Annotated in this window: 18 protein-coding genes and 2 riboswitches; of the genes, 17 read left to right on the forward strand and 1 reads right to left on the reverse strand. The window is 61.5% G+C overall.

From position 1 onward, the window contains the following. The first annotated feature begins 355 nt into the window (after positions 1-355). The 5 genes from guaA to PHU01S_RS21610 all read left to right on the forward strand — a co-directional run bounded on the left by guaA (position 356) and on the right by PHU01S_RS21610 (position 7537). The gene (guaA, locus tag PHU01S_RS21590; protein WP_048748972.1) at positions 356-1897 is read left to right on the forward strand and encodes a glutamine-hydrolyzing GMP synthase; all 1542 of its coding nucleotides are present in this window, start codon (positions 356-358) and stop codon (positions 1895-1897) included. Positions 1898-2198: 301 nt separating this feature from the next. Next, on the forward strand, positions 2199-3425 hold the full coding sequence (locus PHU01S_RS21595; protein WP_083436593.1) for an MFS transporter: 1227 nt from the start codon (positions 2199-2201) through the stop codon (positions 3423-3425). A gap of 101 nt (positions 3426-3526) precedes the next feature. Next, positions 3527-3626: riboswitch (purine riboswitch) on the forward strand. 213 nt (positions 3627-3839) lie between these two features. Next, on the forward strand, positions 3840-5246 hold the full coding sequence (locus tag PHU01S_RS21600; protein ID WP_048748971.1) for an NCS2 family permease: 1407 nt from the start codon (positions 3840-3842) through the stop codon (positions 5244-5246). A gap of 291 nt (positions 5247-5537) precedes the next feature. After that, entirely contained in the window at positions 5538-6677 is a 1140-nt protein-coding gene (locus tag PHU01S_RS21605; RefSeq protein ID WP_049868244.1) for a kanamycin nucleotidyltransferase C-terminal domain-containing protein, read from the forward strand. A 290-nt stretch (positions 6678-6967) separates the two neighbouring features. Next, positions 6968-7537 carry a nitroreductase family protein gene (locus tag PHU01S_RS21610; protein WP_048748967.1) on the forward strand — a complete coding sequence of 190 codons (570 nt, stop codon included), beginning with the start codon at positions 6968-6970 and terminating at the stop codon, positions 7535-7537. A 209-nt stretch (positions 7538-7746) separates the two neighbouring features. Here the strand turns inward: PHU01S_RS21610 and PHU01S_RS26440 are convergent, their stop codons facing one another. Next, a complete protein-coding gene (locus PHU01S_RS26440) occupies positions 7747-8013 on the reverse strand; it encodes a hypothetical protein (RefSeq protein WP_127509886.1) in 267 nt (88 codons plus the stop codon). Positions 8014-8140: 127 nt separating this feature from the next. Then, positions 8141-8240: riboswitch (purine riboswitch) on the forward strand. A 202-nt stretch (positions 8241-8442) separates the two neighbouring features. Between PHU01S_RS26440 and purE the strand changes: the two genes are divergently transcribed. The 12 genes from purE (at position 8443) to purD (ending at position 23809) form a co-directional block, all read left to right on the forward strand. After that, positions 8443-8928, forward strand: a complete 486-nt coding sequence (gene purE, locus PHU01S_RS21620; RefSeq protein ID WP_127509888.1) for a 5-(carboxyamino)imidazole ribonucleotide mutase — start codon at positions 8443-8445, stop codon at positions 8926-8928. Between the two features lie 14 nt (positions 8929-8942). Continuing rightward, positions 8943-10127, forward strand: coding sequence for a 5-(carboxyamino)imidazole ribonucleotide synthase (purK, locus tag PHU01S_RS21625; protein ID WP_127509922.1), 1185 nt, complete (start codon positions 8943-8945; stop codon positions 10125-10127). Positions 10128-10362: 235 nt separating this feature from the next. Further along, positions 10363-11658, forward strand: coding sequence for an adenylosuccinate lyase (gene purB, locus PHU01S_RS21630; RefSeq protein ID WP_127509891.1), 1296 nt, complete (start codon positions 10363-10365; stop codon positions 11656-11658). Positions 11659-11851: 193 nt separating this feature from the next. Beyond that, the gene (locus PHU01S_RS21635; protein WP_127509892.1) at positions 11852-12751 is read left to right on the forward strand and encodes a phosphoribosylaminoimidazolesuccinocarboxamide synthase; all 900 of its coding nucleotides are present in this window, start codon (positions 11852-11854) and stop codon (positions 12749-12751) included. Between the two features lie 308 nt (positions 12752-13059). Next, complete coding sequence (gene purS, locus PHU01S_RS21640) at positions 13060-13305, forward strand: phosphoribosylformylglycinamidine synthase subunit PurS (RefSeq protein ID WP_174806393.1); 246 nt, start codon at positions 13060-13062, stop codon at positions 13303-13305. Between the two features lie 4 nt (positions 13306-13309). Next, positions 13310-14005 (forward strand): phosphoribosylformylglycinamidine synthase subunit PurQ, encoded by a 696-nt coding sequence (purQ, locus tag PHU01S_RS21645; protein ID WP_127509894.1) that lies wholly within the window; start codon positions 13310-13312, stop codon positions 14003-14005. Next, the gene (purL, locus tag PHU01S_RS21650) at positions 13983-16226 is read left to right on the forward strand and encodes a phosphoribosylformylglycinamidine synthase subunit PurL (RefSeq protein ID WP_127509896.1); all 2244 of its coding nucleotides are present in this window, start codon (positions 13983-13985) and stop codon (positions 16224-16226) included. The genes purQ and purL overlap by 23 nt, the downstream gene beginning before the upstream one ends. A 242-nt stretch (positions 16227-16468) precedes the next feature. Next, entirely contained in the window at positions 16469-17989 is a 1521-nt protein-coding gene (gene purF, locus PHU01S_RS21655) for an amidophosphoribosyltransferase (protein WP_127509924.1), read from the forward strand. 974 nt (positions 17990-18963) lie between these two features. Further along, the gene (purM, locus tag PHU01S_RS21660; protein WP_048748705.1) at positions 18964-20007 is read left to right on the forward strand and encodes a phosphoribosylformylglycinamidine cyclo-ligase; all 1044 of its coding nucleotides are present in this window, start codon (positions 18964-18966) and stop codon (positions 20005-20007) included. After that, entirely contained in the window at positions 20007-20654 is a 648-nt protein-coding gene (gene purN, locus PHU01S_RS21665; RefSeq protein ID WP_174806392.1) for a phosphoribosylglycinamide formyltransferase, read from the forward strand. Before purM ends, purN begins: the two co-directional genes overlap by 1 nt. A gap of 124 nt (positions 20655-20778) precedes the next feature. Next, positions 20779-22326, forward strand: a complete 1548-nt coding sequence (gene purH / locus PHU01S_RS21670; RefSeq protein WP_127509900.1) for a bifunctional phosphoribosylaminoimidazolecarboxamide formyltransferase/IMP cyclohydrolase — start codon at positions 20779-20781, stop codon at positions 22324-22326. Between the two features lie 208 nt (positions 22327-22534). After that, positions 22535-23809 carry a phosphoribosylamine--glycine ligase gene (purD, locus tag PHU01S_RS21675; RefSeq protein WP_127509902.1) on the forward strand — a complete coding sequence of 425 codons (1275 nt, stop codon included), beginning with the start codon at positions 22535-22537 and terminating at the stop codon, positions 23807-23809. Positions 23810-23817: the final 8 nt, after the last annotated feature.

Genomic DNA, 23817 nt, shown 5'->3' on the forward strand with positions numbered 1-23817 from the left:
CTTGCGGCTGCCGCTGCGCTGCTGCTGGCTCGGCCAGCCTCCGGCGCCGGCTCGCCAGGCGCCTGATGCGCTCGCCCGCAGCCTGCCTGAATTCCGGCTGCATCAAGGGCCATCCGGCATCAGCAAGCGGAGCATGCTCCCTGGAGTTCCCGCATTCGGGCCGCCTGCGGAGCGCCTTGCCCCGCCCCCGGGCTTCCCTCGGCGGGCCTTCCTCCCCTTCTGCATGGGGAGAACCGGCCCGCGCGCCGCTGGGTTTCCGGGTGGATTTTACCTGCGGAGGAGGCTTGCCGTGCGCCTTGACTGCCCGGAGAGGGCTTGGATATAATGAGTCCAATTGATTGAGGGAGGTTCGGCAGTGAACAAGCCAAATGAAATGATCGTAGTTCTCGACTTCGGGGGACAATACAACCAGCTGATCGCGCGTCGCATCCGGGATTTGGGCGTCTACAGCGAGCTGCTGCCATACAACACGCCGGCAGAGCGGATCCGGGAACTCGCGCCCAAGGGCATCGTGTTCTCCGGCGGACCGGCGAGCGTATATGAGGAAAATTCCCCGATGGTCGATCCGGAGATCTACGAGCTGGGGCTGCCGATTTTCGGTATTTGCTACGGCATGCAGCTGATGAGCCATCAGCTCAAAGGCAAGGTTCAACGTGCGGGCAAGCGGGAATACGGCCGCGCGGACGTCACCTTCGAGAACGGAGCCGCGCTTGCGCTCGGCCTGGAGAACACGCAGACGGTATGGATGAGCCATACGGATCTGGTCGTCGAAATGCCGGAAGGCTTCCGCTTGGATGCGGGTACGGAGCATGCGCCGATCGCGGCCATGAGCCATCCGGAGAAGAATTTCTACGCCGTCCAGTTCCATCCCGAGGTTCGCCACTCCGTATACGGCAACGACATGATCCGCAACTTCCTGTACACGATCTGCAAATGCGAAGGCACATGGAGCATGGAAACCTTCATCGAGGACGCCGTGCGCGACATCCAGGAGAAGGTGGGAGAGACCGGACGCGTGCTGTGCGCCCTGTCCGGCGGCGTCGATTCCTCCGTTGTCGCCATGCTCGTCCACAAGGCGATCGGAGACCGCCTGACCTGCATGTTCATCGACCACGGCCTTCTGCGCAAGGGCGAAGCGGACAGCGTGATGGAGACTTTTGTCGGCAAATTCGGCATTGAAGTGATCAAGATCGACGCCAGCGAGCGGTTCCTCGGCAAGCTGAAGGGCGTGGACGATCCCGAGAAGAAGCGCAAGATCATCGGCAACGAGTTCATCTACCTGTTCCAGGAGGAGTCCGAAAAGCTGGCGAACTACGAGTTCCTGGCGCAAGGCACCCTCTATACGGACATCGTGGAGAGCGGCACGGCGACGGCGCAGACGATCAAATCCCACCACAACGTAGGCGGGCTGCCGGAGGACATCAAGTTCAAGCTGGTCGAGCCGCTGAGCGCGCTGTTCAAGGACGAGGTCCGCAAGGTCGGCTCCGAGTGCGGATTGCCGGACGCCATCGTCTGGCGCCAGCCGTTCCCGGGTCCGGGGCTCGCGATTCGCGTACTTGGCGAAGTGACGGAGGACAAGCTGGAAATCGTCCGCGAATCCGACGCCATCCTGCGCGACGAAATCGCGAAGGCCGGACTCGACCGCGAGATCTGGCAGTACTTCACCGCCCTTCCGGGCATGAAGAGCGTAGGCGTCATGGGCGACGCCCGCACGTATTCCTACACCGTCGGCATCCGCGCCGTCACGTCCATCGACGGCATGACGGCCGACTGGGCGCGCATCCCTTGGGATGTGCTGGAGAAAATCTCGGTGCGCATCGTCAACGAGGTCGACAACGTCAACCGCGTCGTGTACGACATCACCTCCAAGCCGCCGGCGACCATCGAGTGGGAGTAAGCGGATTTAACTGACCTTCCGGCTGCCGCCGCAGCGGCGTGCAGCCCATGGCGTTTCTCACCGGAGCCCTGCTGCTGCAGGGTTCCGGTGTTTGTTTTTTTCACGGCTCCGGCGCTGTAGCGATGCGCTGCCGAAGCCGTGCGGCGATGCGGCGGCGGTGCCGGTCGAGGGGGCGCTTCTTCATTGGCCTCGTCATCACTTGTCATCCGCCGTCCTCCGTGTCCATACAGCCGGATGGCCGAACCTCCCGGCCGCTCAGCCCCGCATCCAAGAACAATCGACCAAAGGAGCTCGACCCGTCATGCCACTGAAGCAAGAAGGCGGCCTGCTGCACGCCGAGGAGCCGATCTTCAGCTACCGGCTCATCGTCCTGCTGCTGGTCGTCATTACCGCAGGAGCAAGCCAGGGCCTGCTGCTGCCGCTGCTTACGATATTGCTGGAGCGCGGCGGCGTGCCGGAACATATCAACGGCCTCAATTCCATGGCTCTATACATCGGCACGTTCTCGACCATGTTCTTCATCGAAAGGCCGGTCCGCCGCTACGGCTTCCGGATCGTCATCCTCGCCGGCATCGTCATGATTATCGCCGCGACGCTGCTGTTTCCGCTGACGGCGGGCTCTTTCGCCGTCTGGTTCGCGCTTCGCATCCTGGTCGGCATCGGAGACAGCGGCCTTCACTTCGCGACCCAGCTCTGGATCGTCAGCCGGGCGCCGGCACGGCAGCGCGGCAAGTTCATCTCGCTGTACGGAATGTCGTACGGCGTCGGCTTCAGCATCGGCCCGCTCGGCATCAATCTGCTGCATTTCGGAGACCAGGCTCCGTTCCTGATCAGCGCCATGCTTTATGCGCTCGTCCTTCTGCTCGTGCTGAAGCTCCCCGCCGATCGTCCGGAGCCGAGGGAGCAGGGCGAGGCTGCCGGCTTCAGCCGCTACAAGTCGATCTACCGCGTCGCCTGGTATGCGCTGCTCCCGGCCATGCTCTACGGCATCATGGAAGCGTCCATGAATACCGGGTTCCCGCTGTACGGCCTCGGCATCGGCCTGGACCGCGCGGCGATCAGCGGCCTGCTGCCGGCTATCGGCATCGGCGGCCTGCTGCTGCAGCTGCCGCTCGGCATGTGGAGCGACCGCATCGGCCGCCTGCCCGTGCTGATCTTCTGCGGAGCCGGGGGCGGGCTGCTGTTCCTCGCCGTTCCGCTGGCCGGATCGTCCGTCTGGACGATGGCGGCGCTGATGGTCGCGGCCGGAGGGCTGGTCGGCTCGTTCTTCTCGCTCGGCCTCGCCTATGCGGCCGACATGCTTCCGCGGAACCTGCTTCCCGGCGCCAATGTTCTCGCATCCATCCACTTCTCCGTCGGCAGCATCGCCGGTCCCGTCCTGAGCGGATACGGTCTTCGCTACCTGTCGGAGAGCAGCCTGTTCTATCTGCTCGGCGGCGCTTTTTTGATTTACGCGATTACGGGCATGATAACCAAAGGAGGAAGAACCTCCCGCGAGGCCGACAGCGGAAAAACCCTTAATTCCTGATAAAAACAATGCTTTTGTCTTTAATGTTCGGGAATAACCGGGATTCCAGTCGTTTGAGTGTTGACATTTGTCGTGAATTCAGTAATATTAGTTACGTTCCGCAATGATAACCAACCAACTTTCGTATAATTCCGGGAATCGGCCCGGAAGTCTCTACTCGGTCACCGTAATGACCAGGCTACGAAAATTCAGGGGGCGTCCACGACGAAGCATCGCTTCGGACGGGCGCCTGCAGCTTCCATCCCATCGGGCCGGCCTTGCAATGGGCCTCCGATGGATTGGACAGCCGACCTGGACCCGGGAGAGACGCCATCGCAATGCCGGCATGCCGGCTTCGATTCCGTCTCTGCCGGGTTTTTTGCTTTTTCGGATTCCGCGCAAGGAAAATAACGCATTTCGGGGGGAACTTGCATCATGGAGCGCTTCTTCAAGCTCAAAGAGAACGGAACCAACATCCGCACGGAAATTATGGCGGGCATCACGACGTTCATGACGATGGCCTACATTCTCGCCGTCAACCCGAGCGTGCTGTCGGCTTCCGGCCTCAGCTGGAACTCGGTGTTTCTGGCGACGGCGCTGGCCGGCGGCATCTTCACGATCGCGATGGGGCTGTTCGTCAACTTCCCGGTCGCGCTCGCTCCGGGCATGGGCCTCAACGCCTACTTCGCGGCTACGATCGTAGCTTCCCAGGGGACGGACAAGCCGATCTCGCCTGCGATGGGGCTGACCGCCGTATTTATTTCCGGCATCATCTTCATCATCCTGACCGTAACCCAGGTTCGGCAAATGCTGATCAGCGCCGTGCCGGACAGCCTCAAGCATGCGATCACCGTCGGCATCGGCCTGTTCATCGCCATCGTCGGCCTGAAGAACAGCGGCATCATGACGATTGCCGCCGAGACGGCGGTCACCGACGTGCAGAAGCATCAATACGTGGACCTGCTCAGCTTTGAATCGGTCATCCATTTCGGCGACATCAAGGACCCGTCGGTCTACCTGACGATCATCGGCCTGATCCTGATCAGCCTGCTGCTCGTGCTGCGCGTACCGGCCGCATTCCTGTGGGGAATTCTCGGCACGACGGTTGTGGCTTGGATTACGGGCAACCTCGACGTGAAAAACGGCCTCAGCGGCAAAAACTGGGCTCCTCAATTCTCGGATCTCAACTTCTGGCACTTCGACTTCGCGGGCATCATGCATGTCGGCATCGTCACGGTCATCCTGACATTCACGTTCGTCGAGCTGTTCGATACGTTCGGCACGCTCGTCGGCACGGCCAACCGCGCCGGCTTCATGAAAAATCCGGCCGAAGGCAAAAAACGCGTCGGCAAAGCGATGTTCGTCGACGCGATCGGCGTCGGCGGCGGCGCCGTTCTCGGGACGAGCACCGTAACGACCTTCATCGAGAGCTCCGCGGGCATCGCCCAGGGCGGCCGCACCGGACTGACTGCGGTCACGACCGGCATCTGCTTCCTGCTCTCGCTGTTCCTGGCTCCGCTGATCGCCCTGATTCCAGGCTCCGCGACGGCGGCGGCGCTCATTCTCGTCGGCCTGCTCATGATGCAGTCCGTAACCGACATCGACTTCAAGGATATGGTCTATGCCGTTCCGGCTTTCTTCACCATCATCCTGATGCCGTTCACGTACAACATCGCCAACGGCGTTTCCTTCGGCATCGTGTTCTACGTCGTGCTCGCCTTCTTCGCGAATGCGACGGGACGCCTCCCCGAAGGCAAGGAGAAATACAAGATTCATCCGCTTATGTGGATTCTTGCGGTGCTGATCATCGCCCGCTACGTATACCTCGGCGCGGCCGGCTGACCGGCTCCTCTCTTACGAAAACCTTCGGAACCTCGGTCCCGGAGGTTTTTTCTTTTGTCGCCCGAGGATGATGGACAAGCATGATTTTGGCTTGTCCATCAGTCCGGGCGTGAGCTGATCCGGAACCCGGCAAAAGCATGAAGGGGAAGGTTTGCCCGATCTCTCTCCTCTGGAAGGACTTATTCCAGATCTCTTCCTTCTGAACAGATGCGGATAATTCGGCTATAGCCAACCATTACCTTGAAGCTCGGAAAATAAAGGTTAGGATGAGGAGGAAAGGGAGGGATCATCATGCTGGACGTGTTCGAGGTTGCCGACAAGCTGGTGGATCACATCAAGGCCAATTATCCCGACGATGTGGCGCTTGCAGCCTATTACGGCTCTTACGCGCAAGGGACCGCGACGAAGCGCTCCGACTTGGATTTCTTTTTCATTCCGGCCACCGCCAGAGGATATGAGGCGAGCCTGCAGTTCATCCTGGATGACATCAGCTTTGACTTCTGGCCCATCAGCTGGGAACGGGCGGAGAGGATGGCGGCCTTCCAGGAGCCGAAAACCTCGATCATCGGCGATTGCAAGCTGCTCTATGCGCGTTCGGATGAGGACCGCGACCGGCTCCTGAAGCTTAAGGAAAGAATCGTCCGTCTTCAGAGTCCGGAGCACAAACAGGAGTTTGTGGAGAAAGCGGAGGCGGAATTGAGCCAGGTCTATGTCAGGCTTTACAAGCTGATCCGCGCGGGGGATTTCGGCAGCAGCGCCTATTGCCGGACGGAGGCGCACGGAATTCTGACCGGAGTCCTGCAAGGGCTGGCCTTGCTGAACCAATCTTATTTCACGAGAGGCTTTGGCCAAAACAAGGATCAAATCGATCGGTTTCATTTGAAACCGGCGCTGCTGGATTCCTATATGCATGCCATTATGCATGGAGACGATGCAGCGGATATCCTCCAAGCTTGCGAGCGGCTGACCGAAGATGCCCTGGAGCTGGTATTGGCTCAGAAAGAGCGGCTCAATGGAACTCCTTCGTTCGGGGATCGAATGAAGGGATTCTATGAAGAGGAGAAAGGGACTTTGGACAAGATCCGATCGGCATGCGAAAGAAACGATTATGATACGGCTTATTTTCATGCTGTTCACGCACAGGATTTAATCGCCCAGTTTCTCTTTTTCGCCGAGACCGGACAGTGGCCATGCGACTTGAAGCTGAGCGCCGATCATCACGCCCTCTACAGGCAGGCGGGACTGCCCGAGCTTGTTCCGCTTCTCGATCCTCATGACCTGACGCGGCTGCAGGCAGGCGCGGAGCGATTGAGCGTTGTTCTGGAAAGCTATCTTCGGGACAGAGGAGTCGAAATCAATCGTTTTTCCGATATGGCCTCCTTTGAAGCTTTTCTTAAGGAAGACTCATCCAGCAGGAACGAAAAGAAATGAGGAGAAGCCGAACGAGTTCGGCTTCTTTTGTTTGGCCGGATATTCGCCTGGTTCTTGGTTAAGGGAGGCTAAGGGTGGAAGGGAGGAGAAGGAAGCAACAGGTAATAACGGACAGACGGGTGCTTCCGGCGGTCGAGGCGGATATGCATGTGATTTAAATTACTGTGTGTCCCTCCACCGTCCGGTACGATGGTTTCCAGAGCCGGCCTTTCCCGGGCGAGCATTTCACAGGTATAATAATCTCGGGCAGTCATTGTCTACTCATCTAATTCGCTCAAGGAGGGACAGGAATGGAGCTACAGCAAGCAATTCGTCAGCGCCGCAGCATCGGGAAGGTCGAGGCTAGGCCGGTCGAGAAGGAGAAGATCGAACGGATCCTGGAGGCGGCTGTCTGGGCGCCTAACCATCACCACACCGAGCCTTGGAAATTTTTTGTCATGACGGGGGATGGACGCCGGGTGCTCGGAAGAGCTTACGCCAATGCCGCCTCCGACGCGCTTGCCGGACTGGATCCGGAGGAAAGGGAACAGAAGCTGTCGAAGGAAGAAGCCAAAGCGATGAGGGCCCCTGTCGTCATTGCCGCAGCCTGCTCGCCTTCCGACAACCCCCGCGTCATTCGTTCGGAAGAGCTCGCCGCCGTGCATGCGGCCGTGCAGAACCTTCTGCTCAGCGCTTATGAAGAAGGCCTTGGAGCGGTATGGCGCAGCGGAGATCCCATGCACCATCCGGCCATGAAGTCGGCTTTCGGACTCAAGGACAAGGAAGAGCTGGTCGGCCTTATCTATATCGGCTACCCGGATATGACGGCTCCGGAAGGCCGCCGCATCTCGGCCAAGGACAAGACGTTCTGGGTCAACTGATTCTTGATCCGGCATGGAGCTTGCCCGCCCGCTCATCCTTATGCAAAACCCTCTTGTCGAGGGTTTTTTTCTTTTTTGTCCTTAAAAACCGATCTGGAAGGGATATCCGAGAATGTGGAATAAAGTTCGGATTTAGATAGATTCCTGAACAGGAAAAGAAATTGTTATGTCAGTATTCTTGACGCCGAATAAAGAAGGACAACTCCGATTTAGAGATATGGCATAATAGCTGTCATGGAATCGGCGGCCTGAATGGCGAAAGGTGTCCAAGGAAGCGTTTCCTTGAGAAACGCCGGATTGATCCTCGATTTTTGCTGTCTTATAGCAAGGAGATGGACCTGCCGCTGAAGCGATCCGGCTTGCAGGACAACGAGGAAGATCGAGGCCGTACATGGAAATGGCGCTGTGGAGCCAACGGCATTTTTCTTTGAAGACGGCTCTATTAAAAAGCGAACTTTAATCACGTATTTTTTCATTAATGTTCGTGTTTTTGAGTTGACAGGCTCTGCTCAGGTTGGTAAACTAGGGAGGCAAAGCGGGCGGGGAGCGGTTTGAATGGTCCTGAGATTGTCGAATCTTGTAGGAGGCCGCGCTACCTTGCTCCGCATATGATTTCAAGCAACTCGTATATCTTCGGGAATCGGCCCGAAAGTTTCTACCTGGCGACCTTAATCGCCGGACTACGGGATGCCGGAAGCAGGCTGGCTGTCCACGACTGGAGAGCGAGCTGTTTGGCTTCGGCTGCGCTTTTTCAGCGTATTTACATCCCGCAGGCTTTCGAGTCGCCCGTGCCGGATTCTCCCTACCGGAGATTCCGCCGGCTGGCCGGCATGCGGTTTTTTTTGTTTCCGGCATCACATCGGATTTTCGCACTAGGAATATAGATAAAGGCGGGATGAACAATCATGACTGCTATCGTGGGCGTCATTATGGGCAGCAAATCCGACTGGGAAACGATGAAGCTTGCCTGCGGCATTCTGGATGAGCTTGGAATTCCTTATGAGAAAAAGGTCGTATCCGCTCACCGAACCCCTGATCTGATGTTCCACTATGCCGAGACCGCTGTCGAGCGGGGCTTGAAGGTCATTATCGCCGGAGCCGGCGGAGCGGCTCACTTGCCCGGAATGGTAGCCGCGAAAACGGCGCTTCCGGTTATTGGCGTTCCCGTCAAATCGTCGAGCCTGAGCGGACTGGACTCGCTTCTGTCCATCGTGCAGATGCCTGCCGGCGTTCCCGTCGCCACGGTGGCGATCGGCCATGCGGGAGCAAGCAACGCAGGCCTGCTGGCGGCGCAGATTATCGGCGCATTCGATCCGGGGATCAGGCGGCTCGTCGAAGAGCGGCGCGAAGCCATCCGGCTGCAGGTGCTTGAAAGCGGCGAAGAGCTGTGAGGGATTCCGGCAAGATAACAGGGAACGGGAGCGGGGCTGTCCGCACCGATCAAGCGCGCGTCATACCGCCGGGATCGACGGTAGGCATCCTTGGGGGCGGGCAGCTCGGCCGCATGATGGCGCTGGCCGGCAGCGCGATGGGCTACCGCTTCGTGGCGCTTGATCCTGCGGAGGACGGGCCCTGCGCTCAGGTTGCCGATAGCATCGCGGCCGGCTACGACGATCGGGAGGCGGCGCGGGAGCTGGCGTCGCGCGCGGATGTCATCACGTATGAGTTCGAGAACGTGGATGCGGGAGTCGCCGCCATGCTGGCGGAGCAATCTTACGTGCCGCAAGGCAGCGAGCTTCTCTATACGACGCAGCACCGGCTGCGGGAGAAGCGGGCGATCGAGGCGGCAGGGGCCCGGGTCGCTCCGTACGAGGAGATTTCAAGCGAGGCAGTCCTGAGGGAGGCTTGCGGCCGTCTTGGCTTGCCGGCGGTGCTGAAGACGGCGACCGGCGGCTACGACGGCAAAGGGCAATGGGTCATCCGCAGCGAGGCGGAGATTCCGGCAGCCTATGCGGAGCTGAGCCGATCCGGAGCGGAGCTGGTGCTGGAGCAGTTCGTTTCCTTCCGGATGGAGCTGAGCGTCATCGCCGCCCGGAGCTCTCTGGGCGAGGTGAAGACGTTCCCGGCTGCGGAAAATATCCACATCGACAACATTCTCCATCTATCCGTCGTTCCCGCCCGCGTCCCCGCCGCCGTTCTGGAGGAAGCCGAGCGGCTGGCGGTCCGGATCGCGGAAGGGCTTGAGGTCGTCGGCTTGATCGCCGTGGAGCTGTTTCTCACCGAGGAAGGCGAGCTGTTCGTCAACGAGCTGGCCCCGCGTCCCCACAACAGCGGCCATTATACGATGGAAGCCTGCCGCACCTCGCAGTTCGAGCAGCATGTGCGGGCGGTATGCGGCCTGCCGCTCGGGGATGCGGGCCTCATGAGTCCCGTCGTCATGGTGAACGTCCTCGGCCAGCATGTGGAGCCGCTGGTGAGTCATCTGTCGCGGTTCGATGGAGAGGCCGCCAGGCTTGGCGCCGTCCCGAAGCTGCATCTGTACGGCAAGGCGGAGGCAAAGCCTAACCGCAAGATGGGCCATGTCAACGTGCTCGCTCCCGACACGGCCGCGGCGCTGGAGTGGATCCGCGGAACGGGAGTCTGGAGCTGAGCCGGCCCAGGCGGCAAGGACGCGGATTGGAATTTGAGAGTAAAATGAAAAAGGATGCGCTGCATGCCGGACGGTCAAGGCGATGGATGCCGGAGAAAGCTTCGGCTCGGCTGGCCGGACAGGCGATGGAACGATAGTGTCCGCAGCCCGGTGCCGAGGGAATCAATTCCGGAGACAGCCTCGATTGGCCGACGCAAGCGGCTTGGAATAAATCAGACAAAAGGTGGATGAGTGCATGCTTGAGCGTTACAGCAGGCCCGAGATGAGGGCGATTTGGACGGAAGAGAACAAATTCAAGGCGTGGCTGGAGGTTGAAATCTGCGCTTGCGAGGCATGGTCCGAGCTTGGAGTCATCCCGCGCGGGGATGTAGCCGCGATCCGCGAGAAAGCCGGCTTCGACATCGACCGGATCAACGAGATCGAGCTGGAGACGCGCCATGACGTCATCGCCTTCACCCGCGCCGTCTCGGAGACGCTCGGAGCCGAACGCAAATGGGTTCATTACGGCCTTACCTCCACCGACGTCGTGGATACGGCGATGGGATACATCCTTCGTCAGGCCAATGAAATTCTGGAGAAGGATATCGTTCAATTCATCGACATTTTGCGCGGACAAGCCGTTGCTTACAAGGATACCGTCATGATGGGCCGCACGCATGGCGTCCACGCCGAGCCGACGACGTTCGGCCTGAAGCTGGCGCTCTGGTACGAGGAAATGAAGCGCAACCTGGACCGCTTCCGCCATGCGGCCGACGGCGTGCAGTTCGGCAAGATCTCCGGCGCTGTCGGCACCTATGCGAACATCGACCCCTTCGTGGAAGAGTTCGTCTGTCGCAAGCTCGGCACGAAGCCGGCGCCGATCAGCACGCAGACGCTTCAGCGCGACCGCCACGCGGAGTACATGGCGACGCTTGCCCTGATCGCGACGTCGCTCGACAAGTTCGCGACCGAGATCCGCGCCCTTCAGAAGAGCGAGTTCCGCGAGGTGGAGGAGCCTTTCGCCAAGGGGCAGAAGGGATCGTCCGCGATGCCGCACAAGCGCAATCCGATCGGCTGCGAGAACATCTCCGGCCTTGCCCGCGTCATCCGCGGCCATATGATCAGCGCCTACGAGAACGTGCCGCTCTGGCATGAGCGCGACATCAGCCACTCCTCGGTGGAGCGCGTCATCCTGCCGGATGCGACGATGCTGCTGAACTACATGCTGAACCGTCTGGGCAACATTCTGAAGAACCTGCAGGTATTCCCGGATAACATGAAGCGCAACATGGGCCGCACGTTCGGCGTTCCGTTCTCCGGCCGCGTCATGACCAAGCTCATCGACAAGGGCTTCAGCCGCGAGCAGGCGTACGATACCGTGCAGCCTCGCGCAATGCAGGCCTGGGAGGAGCAGCGCCAGTTCCGCGACATCATCGGCTCGACGCCGGAGATTACTGCGGTGCTGAGCGCGGAAGAGCTCGACGATGCGTTCAACCCAAGCTGGCACTTGAAGCATGTCGATACGATTTTCCGCCGGCTGGAGCTTATCTAGGCAGCTATCCGCAGCCACCTCCTTTCGGGATGGACGGGTCCGAGTTTGAGGAAGACCGGTCCCTCGGGCGGCCTGACAGGCCGCTGCAAGCGCCTTTTCGGCTGCATGGGAGATGTGAGGCTTGCCGGCTGCATGGGAGATGTCATGGAGCAGGATCCATTCCTATATTTCTAATCGAGGCAGGGGAGAAATCATGGCCGCAACGTCCGAAGCGCTGTCCACGGCAGCGAATCTTATCCAGGCGCCGCTGCTCTACAAGGGCAAGGTGCGGGAGCTGTACGATCTTGGCGAGCACTATCTTATCGTCGTGACAGACCGCATCAGCGCGTTTGATTACATGCTTGACCCGGCTGTGCCGGACAAGGGCAATGTGCTGAACCGGCTGAGCGCTTTCTGGTTTCAGCAGACGGCCGGCATCCAGGCGGGCCATGTCGTCCACACGGACGTGGAGCGGCTTGGGAGCATCGTCACCGACAAGGAGGCATTGCGCAACCGCATCATGGTGACCCGCAAGGCTGAGCGCATCGATATCGAATGCGTCGTGCGCGGATACATCACCGGCGGAGGCTGGAAGCAATACCGGCAGAACGGCGAGATCAACGGCATCAAGCTGCCTGCAGGGCTGCGCAAAAACGAGCGGTTCCCGGAGCCGATCTTCACTCCCGCGGCCAAGAACGACGTCGGCCATGACGAGGACATCCCGTTCTCCCGCATGGAAGAGCTCGTCGGCGCCGATATCGCGGCCCAATTGCGGGACCGCAGCATCCGGCTGTATGAATTTGCCCGCGGATACTGCGCGGAGCGCGGCATCATCCTCGCCGACTGCAAGTTCGAATTCGGCCTCATCGACGGCGAGATCGTCCTGATCGACGAGATCTTCACCCCGGATTCCTCCCGCTTCTGGGCGGAGGACAAATACGTGCTGGACGTCGACATCGACAGCATGGACAAGCAGATCGTCCGCGACTACCTGCTCGGAACCGACTGGGACCGCGACAGCAAGCCGGCTCCTCTGCCCGAGGCTGTCGTCTCGAAGACGACGGAGCGCTATCGGGAGATCTATCGCCTTCTGACCGGCGCGGAGCTGGTATAGGACAATTACAGGCAGGCGCTGAATAAGCCGAAAAAGCCGAAAAAATCGTCTTATTCGGCCGCCAGGACGAACCCGGCGCAGAATAAGCCGAAAAAATCGTCTTATTCGGCCGTTAGGACGAACCCGGCGCCGAATAAGCCGAAAAAGTCGTCTTATTCGGCCGCCAGGACGATCCCGTCCGAACTCCTGCGCACAGCGGGTTTCGGACGCATAATTGGTGAACTGCCGGCTGAATCTTCAGACAGCACAGCGCGCTACGGACTTTTTCAACATCATCCCCATCACATTCCCCCATAAGAGGAGTTGCCATAATGAAAGCAACGGTATACGTGACGATCAAGCAGAACGTGCTGGACCCGCAGGGAACGGCCGTGCAGGGAGCGCTTCACAGCATGGGCTTTGCGGAAGTGGACAAAGTGCGCATCGGCAAATACCTGGAGCTGACACTGGACACCGAAGACCGCGCCGAAGCGGAGCAGCGCGTGCGCGCCATGTGCGAGAAGCTGCTGGCGAACACTGTCGTCGAAGACTACCGCTTCGAGCTGGAGGGCTGAGCCGATGAAGTTTGCGGTCATCGTTTTTCCGGGCTCCAACTGCGACATCGACTGCTACAAGGCCGTTGAAGAAACGATCGGGCAGTCCGTCGATTATGTCTGGCACACGGCAACCGACCTTTCGGCGTACGACGCGATTCTCGTGCCGGGCGGCTTCTCTTACGGGGATTACCTGCGCTGCGGCGCGATCGCTCGTTTTGCGCCGGTCATGAACGAGGTCGTCAAGGCGGCCGAAGCGGGCAAATACGTGCTCGGCATCTGCAACGGCTTCCAGATTCTGACCGAGGCGGGACTGCTGCCGGGAGCGCTGCTGCGCAACCGGGATCTGAAATTCCTTTGCCACCAGTCGCCTCTGGAGGTCGTCAACGCGGCGACTCCTTTCACAAACCAATACGCGCCGGGCGAGGTCATTTCCATCCCGATCGCCCATGGCGAAGGCAACTACTACTGCGACGACGAGACGCTTGAGAGCCTCCGGGCGAACAACCAGATCGTCTTCCGCTACGCGAACGGCGGCAATCCGAACGGCTCCGTCTACGACATCGCCGGCGTCTCCAACGAGCGCGGCAACGTCGTCGGCATGATGCCCCATCCGGAGCGCGCGGTAGATCAGATTCTCGGCTCCGAGGACGGCAAGCGGATGTTCACATCGATTTTGAACGCATGGAGGGAACAGCATGACGCAGCAGTTAACAGCTAAGGAACCGACGGCGGAGCAGATTGCCGAGCAGAAGATCTATCAGCAGTTCGGCGTAACCGATCATGAGTATGAGCTTATCTGCGGTTTCATGGGCCGGCAGCCGAACTACACCGAGATCGGCGTGTTCAGCGTCATGTGGTCGGAGCACTGCTCCTACAAGAATTCCAAGCCGATCCTGAAGAAATTCCCGGTGACGGGACCGAAGGTGCTCATGGGTCCGGGCGAAGGCGCGGGCATCGTGGATATCGGGGACAACCAGGCGGTCGTGTTCAAAATCGAGTCGCACAACCATCCGTCCGCAGTCGAGCCTTACCAGGGCGCCGCGACCGGCGTCGGCGGCATCATCCGCGACATCTTCTCCATGGGCGCGCGTCCGGTGGCGCTGCTGAACAGCCTCCGTTTCGGCAAGCTGGAAAATGACCGCGTGAAATATCTGTTCGAGCATGTCGTCAGCGGCATCGCGGGCTACGGCAACTGCATCGGCATCCCGACCGTCGCGGGCGAGGTGATGTTCGACGAGAGCTACGAGGGCAATCCGCTCGTCAACGCGATGTGCGTCGGCCTCATCGACCATGACAAAATCCAGCGCGGCGTCGCCAAGGGCGTCGGCAACCCGGTCTTCTACGTCGGTCCCGCCACGGGCCGCGACGGCATCCACGGCGCGACTTTCGCTTCCGTCGAATTGTCGGAAGAATCCGAAGAGAAGCGCACCGCCGTCCAGGTAGGCGATCCGTTCATGGAGAAGCTCGTCATGGAAGCGACGCTTGAGCTGATCAATTCCGGCATCGTGCTCGGCATCCAGGACATGGGCGCGGCCGGCCTTACCTGCTCCAGCGCCGAGATGGCGTCCAAGGCCGGCAACGGCCTCGAGCTGTACCTCGACGAGGTGCCGCAGCGCGAGGAAGGCATGACGCCTTACGAGATGATGCTGTCCGAGTCGCAGGAGCGCATGCTGTTCGTCGTCACGCCGGAGAACGAAGCTCAGGCGCGCGAGATCTTCGACCGTTGGGGCGTCATCTGCGCCAAGGTCGGCAAGGTGACCGACGACGGCCGCCTGCGGCTGTTCCATCAGGGCGAGGAAGTCGCCGACATGCCGGTCACCGCGCTCGTCGACGAGTGCCCGGTGTACGACAAGCCTTCGAAGGAGCCGGCCTATTATGCGGCGAATGCAAGTGTGGACACGGCTGCCTATGGCGAAGTCGCCGACCTCAATGCAGCCCTGGAAAAGGTTCTTGCCTCTCCGACGGTTGCCAGCAAGGAATGGGTGTACAAGCAGTACGACCATATGGTCCGCACCAGCACGGCGGTACCGCCGGGCTCCGACGCGGCGGTCGTGACGATTCCCGGCACGCGCAAGGCGCTGGCGATGACGACCGACTGCAACGGCCGCTACGTTTACCTCGATCCCGAGGTCGGCGGCGCGATCGCGGTCGCCGAAGCGGCGCGCAACATCGTCTGCTCCGGAGCCGAGCCGCTGGCGATCACGGACAACCTGAACTTCGGCAACCCGGAGAAGCCGGAAGTGTTCTGGCAGCTGGAGAAATCCGCGGACGGCATGAGCGAAGCCTGCCGCGTGCTGGAGACGCCGGTCATCGGCGGCAACGTCAGCCTGTACAATGAGAACGCCAAGGGCGCCATCTATCCGACGCCGGTCATCGGCATGGTCGGACTCGTGGAAGACCTCAGCCACATTACGACGCAGGAATTCAAGAACGCCGGCGACGCGGTCATCCTGCTCGGGGATACGAAAGCCGAGCTTGGCGGCAGCGAGCTGCAGTACGTGCTGGAAGGCAAAGCGGAAGGACGTCCTCCGGGCCTCGATCTCGCCGTGGAGAAAAAGCTGCTCGACGCCGTGCTGACAGCCATCCGCGGCGGTCTCGTCGCCTCGGCGCATGACCTGTCGGAGGGCGGCCTGGCTGTCGCTCTGGCGGAATCCGCTTTTGGCCGCGGCCTCGGCGCCGAAGTGAACGTGGCGACGGACCTTCGTCCGGACCACGCGCTGTTCAGCGAATCGCAGTCGCGCATCCTGCTGAGCGCCTCGCAGGACAACAAGGCTGCTCTGCTGGCGCTGCTCGCGGAGCGCGGCGTTCCCCATGCGGAGATCGGCACCGTCGGCGGAGAGGAACTTCTCATCAAGGTGAACGGCAAGCCGGGCGTCCAGGCTTCGGTCAGCGGTCTCCGGAAAGTCTGGAAGGATGCGATTCCATGTCTGATGAAGTAAGCATAGCGGTCCAGCTCGGCTCCCGCTGGGGAGAGGGCGGCTTATCCGCCGTTCCCGAGCTGGATTCCGACGGCATCGCGCTGACAGGCTCGGCGCCGGAGCTGCCGCTTGCAGGCCGTCTGCCTTCGAGCGGCGCGCCTTCGAGCGTTGGCGGCGACGGTTCGGGTTATGCCGGATCTCGGCCGCATTCAATCGCCGCTTCCGGAGTCGGCCGCGCCGCCGATTTCCGGCCTGAGCCTCGCATGGATTCCGAAGCCGCAAGCGGCCTTGCCGATTCCGATTCCGAATCCGAGGAACTCCAAGCCGTCACCCGCACATGGGAAAACACCCATTACAATGCGGGCATCGGCCGCGACGACATTTTCGACAAGCTGAAGGAAGAATGCGGCGTGTTCGGAGTATTCAACACTCCCAATGCTTCGTCGCTGGCCTACTACGGCCTGCACGCGCTGCAGCATCGCGGCGAGGAAAGCTCGGGCGTCTGCACCGTGGACAGCCGGGACGGCAGCTTCGCTTACCACCGCGGAATGGGTCTTGTGAAGGAAGTGTTCACGACGGACATTCTGGCCTCGCTGCCGGGCGACCGGGCGATCGGCCATGTCCGTTATTCCACCTCCGGGGGCAGCCAGCTCGGCAACGCCCAGCCGCTCGTATTCAAATACCGCGGCGGGGACCTCGCCGTAGCGACCAACGGCAACATCGTCAACGCGCCGTCGATCCGCCGCGAGCTGGAGGCGCAGGGCTCGATCTTCCAGACGACCAGCGATACCGAGGTCATCGCGCATCTTATCGCGCGCTCGCCCAAGCACTTCGTCGAAGCGGCCAAGGATGCGCTTCAGCGGATCATCGGCGGCTTCGCCTTCCTGATCATGACCAACGACCTGCTGCTCGTCGCCTCGGATCCCAACGGGCTTCGTCCGCTTGTCATGGGCCGCCTCGGCGAAGGTTATGTCTTCGCCTCGGAAACCTGCGCTTTCGAGACGATCGGCGCGACGTACGTCCGCGACGTCCAGCCGGGAGAGCTGCTGATCCTCGACAAGGACGGTATGCGTACCGACCGCTTCGAGCAGGAGCAGCGCCGGGCATCCTGCGCGATGGAGTACATCTACTTTGCGCGCCCCGACAGCGACATCAACGAGGTCAACATCCATACCGCCCGCAAGCAGATGGGCCGCCGCCTCGCGGTGGAGTCGTTCATCGACGCCGACATCGTCACGGGCGTGCCGGACTCCAGCATTTCCGCCGCCATCGGCTACGCGGAGCAGACGGGCATTCCGTATGAGATGGGCCTCATCAAAAATAAATACACCGGCCGCACGTTCATCCAGCCGTCCCAGGAGCTGCGCGAGAAGGGCGTCAAGATGAAGCTGTCCGCCGTCCGCAAAATCGTCGAGGGCAAGCGCGTCGTCATGATCGACGACTCCATCGTCCGCGGCACGACTTCCCTGCGGATCGTCAACATGCTCCGCGAGGCCGGCGCCAAGGAAGTGCATGTGCGGATCAGCTCTCCGCCGTTCGCCAACCCTTGCTATTACGGCATCGACACGCCGGACCGGCGCGAGCTGATCGCCTCGTCCAAGACGGTGGAGGAGATCCGCCAGGCGATCAACGCCGATTCGCTGTATTTCCTCAGCGCCGAAGGCTTGATCGAGGCGGCTTCCGTGCCGGGCGACTCCAAGGGCGGCGGGCTGTGCCTCGCCTGCTTCACCAACGAGTACCCGACTCCAATCGACGAGAGCTCAGACAAGAGCTGCAGCTGCTAGGATGGGCGGGGGCTTTAGAGATGGATGGGAGAGTTGCCGCTGCGAAAGCGGGCGGTTCCTCCGATCGCTGTTGAACCCGGATTCCTCGATTGAAGTTTAGTCAGGGTGGGAATCCGGCTTCAAAGGCGAACGCGGACGCTTCTCCGGAATCCATCCGCCTTCTCCGCTTCCCCCAGCCTGACCGCCCAGCCTAGCTCCCCTTCCCTCCAGCCGAGGAAAGGGGAGGGGGGAGCCCGGCCTCGCAGCTCGCCGGCGCAGCCAAAAGCAAACGCTCCAATCTGTGTCTCGGCAGCTTTGCCGGGGAGCGCTGCAGTGCCGCCTCAAAGGCTTCGCGCCGCTCTATATCGCGCGAGTCCAGAACTGGCGGCAATGGTAGCGCCGCTCGACATCTCGCGAGTTCCAGAACTGGCGGCTTCAGCGGCGCCGCTGAGACAGGCTTCGAGCTGCCCGGCAGCCGGCTGGCTAAGCAGCCAGATGTGCCAAGGATCAGCCGCGGCTGTCTGGAGCAGCCGCTCGCCCGCGCAATTCGCGAGCGGCATCGATTGTGTGCCTGGAGCGGCGCTCCGCCGCACAGGCATGCTCTTGCCGGCGGTTTCATCCGCCCGGCCTTCCAGGCCCGCTAGCGCAGGGCATGCAAGTCGGACTTGCCGCCCTCGAGCGCCAATGCGCGAGGGCGGAATCATCCCTAAATAAGCGTGGTGACGACGGCATCGCCGCTCGTTGGCGAGCTTTGGCTCTTCCAACGAGGCGGCGTTGGCATTCAAGGCCGGCGCAGCCTGACCGCTCGAATCCGGAGAAGCTTCAGCGTTCGCATTTGAAGACGGATGGCTTCCTTGTAACCTTACATTCAGGCCATCCGGCTTCAACAGCGATCGGAGGATCGAGCGGTTGGGCGGAGCTTATTTCGAACTTGGGGCTGGGCGTAGCTATCGTTCAGCCAGTCCATGTTTTCATACCAAAGGAGTGAACGTTCAGTGGCAGAGGCATACAAGCAGGCCGGAGTCGACATCGCGGCGGGCAACGAAGCGGTCGAACGGATGAAGAAGCATGTGAAAAGAACGCTCCGCCCCGAGGTGCTGGGCGGCCTGGGCGGCTTCGGAGGCATGTTCGGCCTCGACAAGGACAAGTACGAGGAGCCGGTGCTCGTCTCCGGCACCGACGGCGTCGGCACGAAGCTGATGCTCGCTTTTGCCATGGACAAGCATGACACGATCGGCATCGACGCCGTCGCCATGTGCGTCAACGACATCATCGTGCAGGGCGCCGAGCCGCTGTTCTTCCTCGACTACCTGGCTACGGGCAAGGTGGAGCCGTCCAAGATCGAGGCGATCGTCGCCGGCATCGCCGAAGGCTGCGTGCAGGCAGGCTGCGCCCTGATCGGGGGCGAGACGGCCGAGATGCCGGGCATGTACACCCCGGAGGAATACGATATCGGCGGCTTCACCGTCGGCGTCGTCGACCGCAAGAAGATCATCGACGGCACGTCGATCGCGCCGGGAGACGCTGTCATCGGTCTGGCCTCGAGCGGCATCCACAGCAACGGATACTCGCTCGTGCGCCGGCTGCTGCTGGAGCAGGCGGGCTACGGCCTGCAGGACGAGCTCCAGGAGCTAGGCGGCAAGAAGCTGGGCGACGTCCTGATCGAGCCGACGAAGATCTACGTCAAGTCCGCGCTGGAGCTGATCAAGCGCGTCGAGGTGAAGGGCATGGCCCATATTACCGGCGGCGGCTTCATCGAGAACATCCCGCGCGTGCTGCCGGAAGGCGTGAACGTGGAGATACAATACGGCAGCTGGCCGATCCAGCCGATTTTCTCGCTCATGCAGCAAAAAGGCGCCATCACGCATCGCGATATGTTCACGACGTTCAATATGGGCATCGGCCTCGTCGTTGTCGTGCCTGCCGATCAGGCGGAGGCGGCCGTTGCCGCGGCGAATGAGCTGGGCGAGCAGGCATTCCGCATCGGCACGGTCACGGAGGGCAGCCGCATCGTCGCGTTCCGCGGAGCCGACGTCTGATGGCGCCACTGCGCATAGCGGTATTCGCATCCGGCGAAGGCACCAACTTCGCGGCGCTGGCCGCGGCCGCATCCGCCGGCCGTCTGGCCGGCGCGTCGGTGGAGCTGCTCGTGTGCGACTGGCCGGCGGCTCCCGTCGTCGCCAAGGCGCAGGCGGCAGGCATCGATGCCTGGACGTTCAACCCCAAGGACTATTCCTCCCGGGAAGAGTACGAGCGCGAGATTTTGGCCGAGCTGCGCGGGAGGGGCATCGGCCTCGTCGTGCTGGCGGGCTATATGCGCATATTGACGCCTGTCCTGGTCGAAGCGTTCGAAGGAAAGATGATCAATATCCATCCTTCGCTGCTGCCGGCATTTCCGGGCATGCATGCGATCCGCCAGGCGCTGGAGCATGGCTCCAAGATTACCGGAGTGACCGTGCATTTCGTCGACGGAGGCCTCGACAGCGGTCCGATCATCGCCCAGCGCGCGATCGAGATCGGCGAGGACGAGACGGAGGCTTCCCTCGCGGAGCGCATGCATGCGGCGGAAAACGTCCTCTACCCTTGGGTCGTGAGGCAGTTCGCCGCAGGCCTCATCGCGCTGGAGGGCCGCCGGGTCCGGCTCCCGGACAGCATCATGCCGGAGAACGATTCGGAAGATAAATAATCCATCCCGCCTATCCTTCTGGATGTCAATCTCATCCTTGACCCGCATCGAACGGGATTTTCCCGCGCAATCATTCGCATTCATCTTTTTCACCTATTCATACAACCGATCAGGAGGGGACAAATTGGCTATCCGCAGGGCGTTAATCAGCGTATCGGACAAGACCGGCATCGTCGAATTTGCCCGCGAGCTTGCGGCTCAGGGCGTACAGATCATTTCCACAGGGGGCACCCACGGCCTCCTCGAGAAGGAAGGCGTCCCGGTCATCGGCATCTCCGACGTGACGGGCTTCCCGGAAATCATGGACGGACGCGTCAAGACGCTCCATCCCGCCGTTCACAGCGGCCTGCTTGCCGTGCGCGACAATGAGGAGCACCGCAAGGCGATCCAGGAGCTCGGGCTGGACTATATCGATCTCGTCGTCGTGAACCTGTATCCGTTCGCCGCTACGATCGCGAAGCCGGATGTCACCTATGAGGATGCGATCGAGAACATCGACATCGGCGGTCCGACGATGCTCCGCTCCGCGGCCAAAAACCATGCCTTCGTCACCGTCGTCGTCGATGCCGCCGATTACGCTTCCGTGCTGGAGGAAATCAAGGCGGAAGGCGACACGAAGCTGGAGACGCGCAAGCGCCTCGCGGCCAAGGTGTTCCGCCATACCGGCGCCTACGACGCCCTGATCGGCGATTACCTCTCCAAGCTCGGCGGCGAGCCGCTGCCGGAGCGCTACACGGTCACCTACGAGAAGGTGCAGGATCTGCGCTACGGCGAAAATCCGCATCAGCGCGCGGCCTTCTACCGGAAGCCTTTGGCCGAGGAAGGCAACGTCACGACGGCCGAGCAGATCCACGGCAAGGAGCTCAGCTACAACAACATCAACGACGCGAACGCGGCGCTCGCCATCGTCAAGGAATTCGACGAGCCGGCGGTCGTGGCGATCAAGCATATGAATCCTTGCGGAGTCGGCGTCGGCGCCGATATCCATCAGGCGTATCAAAAAGCCTATGCGGCCGACCCGACCTCGATCTTCGGCGGCATCGTCGCAGCGAACCGGACGATCGGCGCCGATACGGCGGCGCTGCTGTCGGAAATCTTCCTGGAGATCATCCTGGCGCCGGACTTCACGCCGGAAGCGCTGGAAATTCTCTCCCGCAAGAAAAACATCCGCCTGCTGAAAACCGGCGAGCTTCCGGCGGCGTCGCAGCGCAAGAGCGATTGGGTCGTCACGAGCGTCGCCGGCGGCATGGTCGTGCAGGAAAGCGACGTGCACAGCATCGGGGAGGCCGATCTCAAGATCGTGACCGAGCGCCGGCCGACCGAGGAAGAGCTGAAGCAGCTGCTCTTCGGCTGGAAGGTCGTCAAGCATGTGAAGTCCAACGCGATTCTGCTGGCGAAGGACGACATGACGGTCGGCGTCGGCGCCGGCCAGATGAACCGCGTCGGCGCGGCGCGCATCGCCGTGGAGCAAGCGGGCGAACAGGCGAAGGGGGCGGTGCTTGCCTCCGACGCGTTCTTCCCGATGGGCGACACCGTCGAGCTGGCCGCTGCGGCCGGCATTACGGCGATCATCCAGCCTGGCGGCTCCATCAAGGACGAAGAGTCCATCAAGGCGGCCAACGAGCACGGCATCGCGATGGTGTTTACCGGCGTCCGCCATTTCAAGCACTGAGGAGAGCTTCAGGAGAAAAGCCTCCATCGGCCCCCGGCCCTGGCTGGCGCCAGGCGCTGCCGGAATGAATGACAGCGAGAGGCGCTTGAGGGCGCCTCTCGTTTTATAAGCTCGCCTTTTCGCGAGGAGGCCTCCGGCTTGGGGAACGGGGAGGCGGAGGCTTCATGCAGTAGGATCAAACTCTATTTCATCTACAGGGGGCATGAATATGCGCATTCTGATCATCGGCGGCGGCGGCCGCGAGCATGCCATCGCTTGGTCGCTCGCGAAGAGCGCCAAAGTGGAAAAACTGTACTGCGCTCCGGGCAACGCGGGCATTGCGGAAGTCGCCGAGTGCGTGCCGATCGCGGTCGACAAGTTCGCGGAGCTTGCGGACTTCGCCAAGGAGGCGGCCGTCGACCTGGTGTTCGTCGGTCCCGACGATCCGCTTGCGGCCGGAATCGTAGACGTATTCGAGGCGGCGGGCATTCCGGCGTTCGGTCCGGACAAAAAAGCGGCTGAAATCGAAGGCAGCAAAATTTTCATGAAAAATCTGCTGCGCAAATACAACATTCCGACCGCCCGGTATGAATGCTTCACGGACTTCGAGCAGGCTCTCGCCTACTTGAGGCAGCAGCCGCTTCCGGTTGTCGTGAAGGCGGACGGCCTCGCCGCGGGCAAGGGCGTGACCGTGGCCTCGACGCTGGAGGAAGCGGAGGAAGCGCTCCGGGGCATGATGCTGGGCGGCGTGTTCGGCGCCTCCGGCAGCCAGGTCGTCATCGAGGAGTTCATGACCGGACAGGAGATGAGCATCCTTGCCTTCGTGGATGGCGAAACGGTGCGCGCGATGGTGCCGGCTCAGGACCACAAGCCGATCTTTGACGGCGATCTCGGTCCCAATACGGGCGGGATGGGCACTTATTCACCGCTGCCGCATGTGGATCCGTCCCTTGTCGAGGAGGCTCTCCGCACGATTATCGAGCCGACGGCCCGGGCGATGGTCAGCGAAGGCCGCCCGTTCCGCGGCGTCCTGTTCGCCGGTCTCATGCTGACGCCAGAGGGAGTGAAGACGGTCGAGTTCAACGCGCGCATGGGCGATCCCGAAACCCAAGTCGTGCTGCCCAGGCTGCAGACGGATCTGCTCGACATCGTGCTCGCCGCCATGGACGGCACTCTGGACGGGATCGAGATTTCATGGAGCGACGAGGCGGCCGTATGCGTCATTGCCGCATCGGAGGGTTATCCCGGCACGTATCCGAAGGGCCGCGCCATCTCCGGCCTCGAGGAAGCCAAAGCCGCCGGCGCGCTCGTCTTCCACGCCGGTACGGCGCTGCAGGACGGCGAGACCGTCACGAGCGGCGGCCGTGTGCTCGGCATCGTCGGCCGCGGCCGCGATATCGCGGAAGCCCGCTCCCGAGCCTACGAGGCGGCAGCTGCCGTTTCCTTCGAGGGCATGCAGCTCCGCTCCGACATCGCGATGAAGGCGCTGCAAGCCGGCAAATAGGCTGAAGC

This window comes from Paenibacillus humicus NBRC 102415 (genome assembly GCF_004000905.1).
In the GTDB taxonomy this organism is placed as follows: domain Bacteria; phylum Bacillota; class Bacilli; order Paenibacillales; family Paenibacillaceae; genus Paenibacillus_O; species Paenibacillus_O humicus.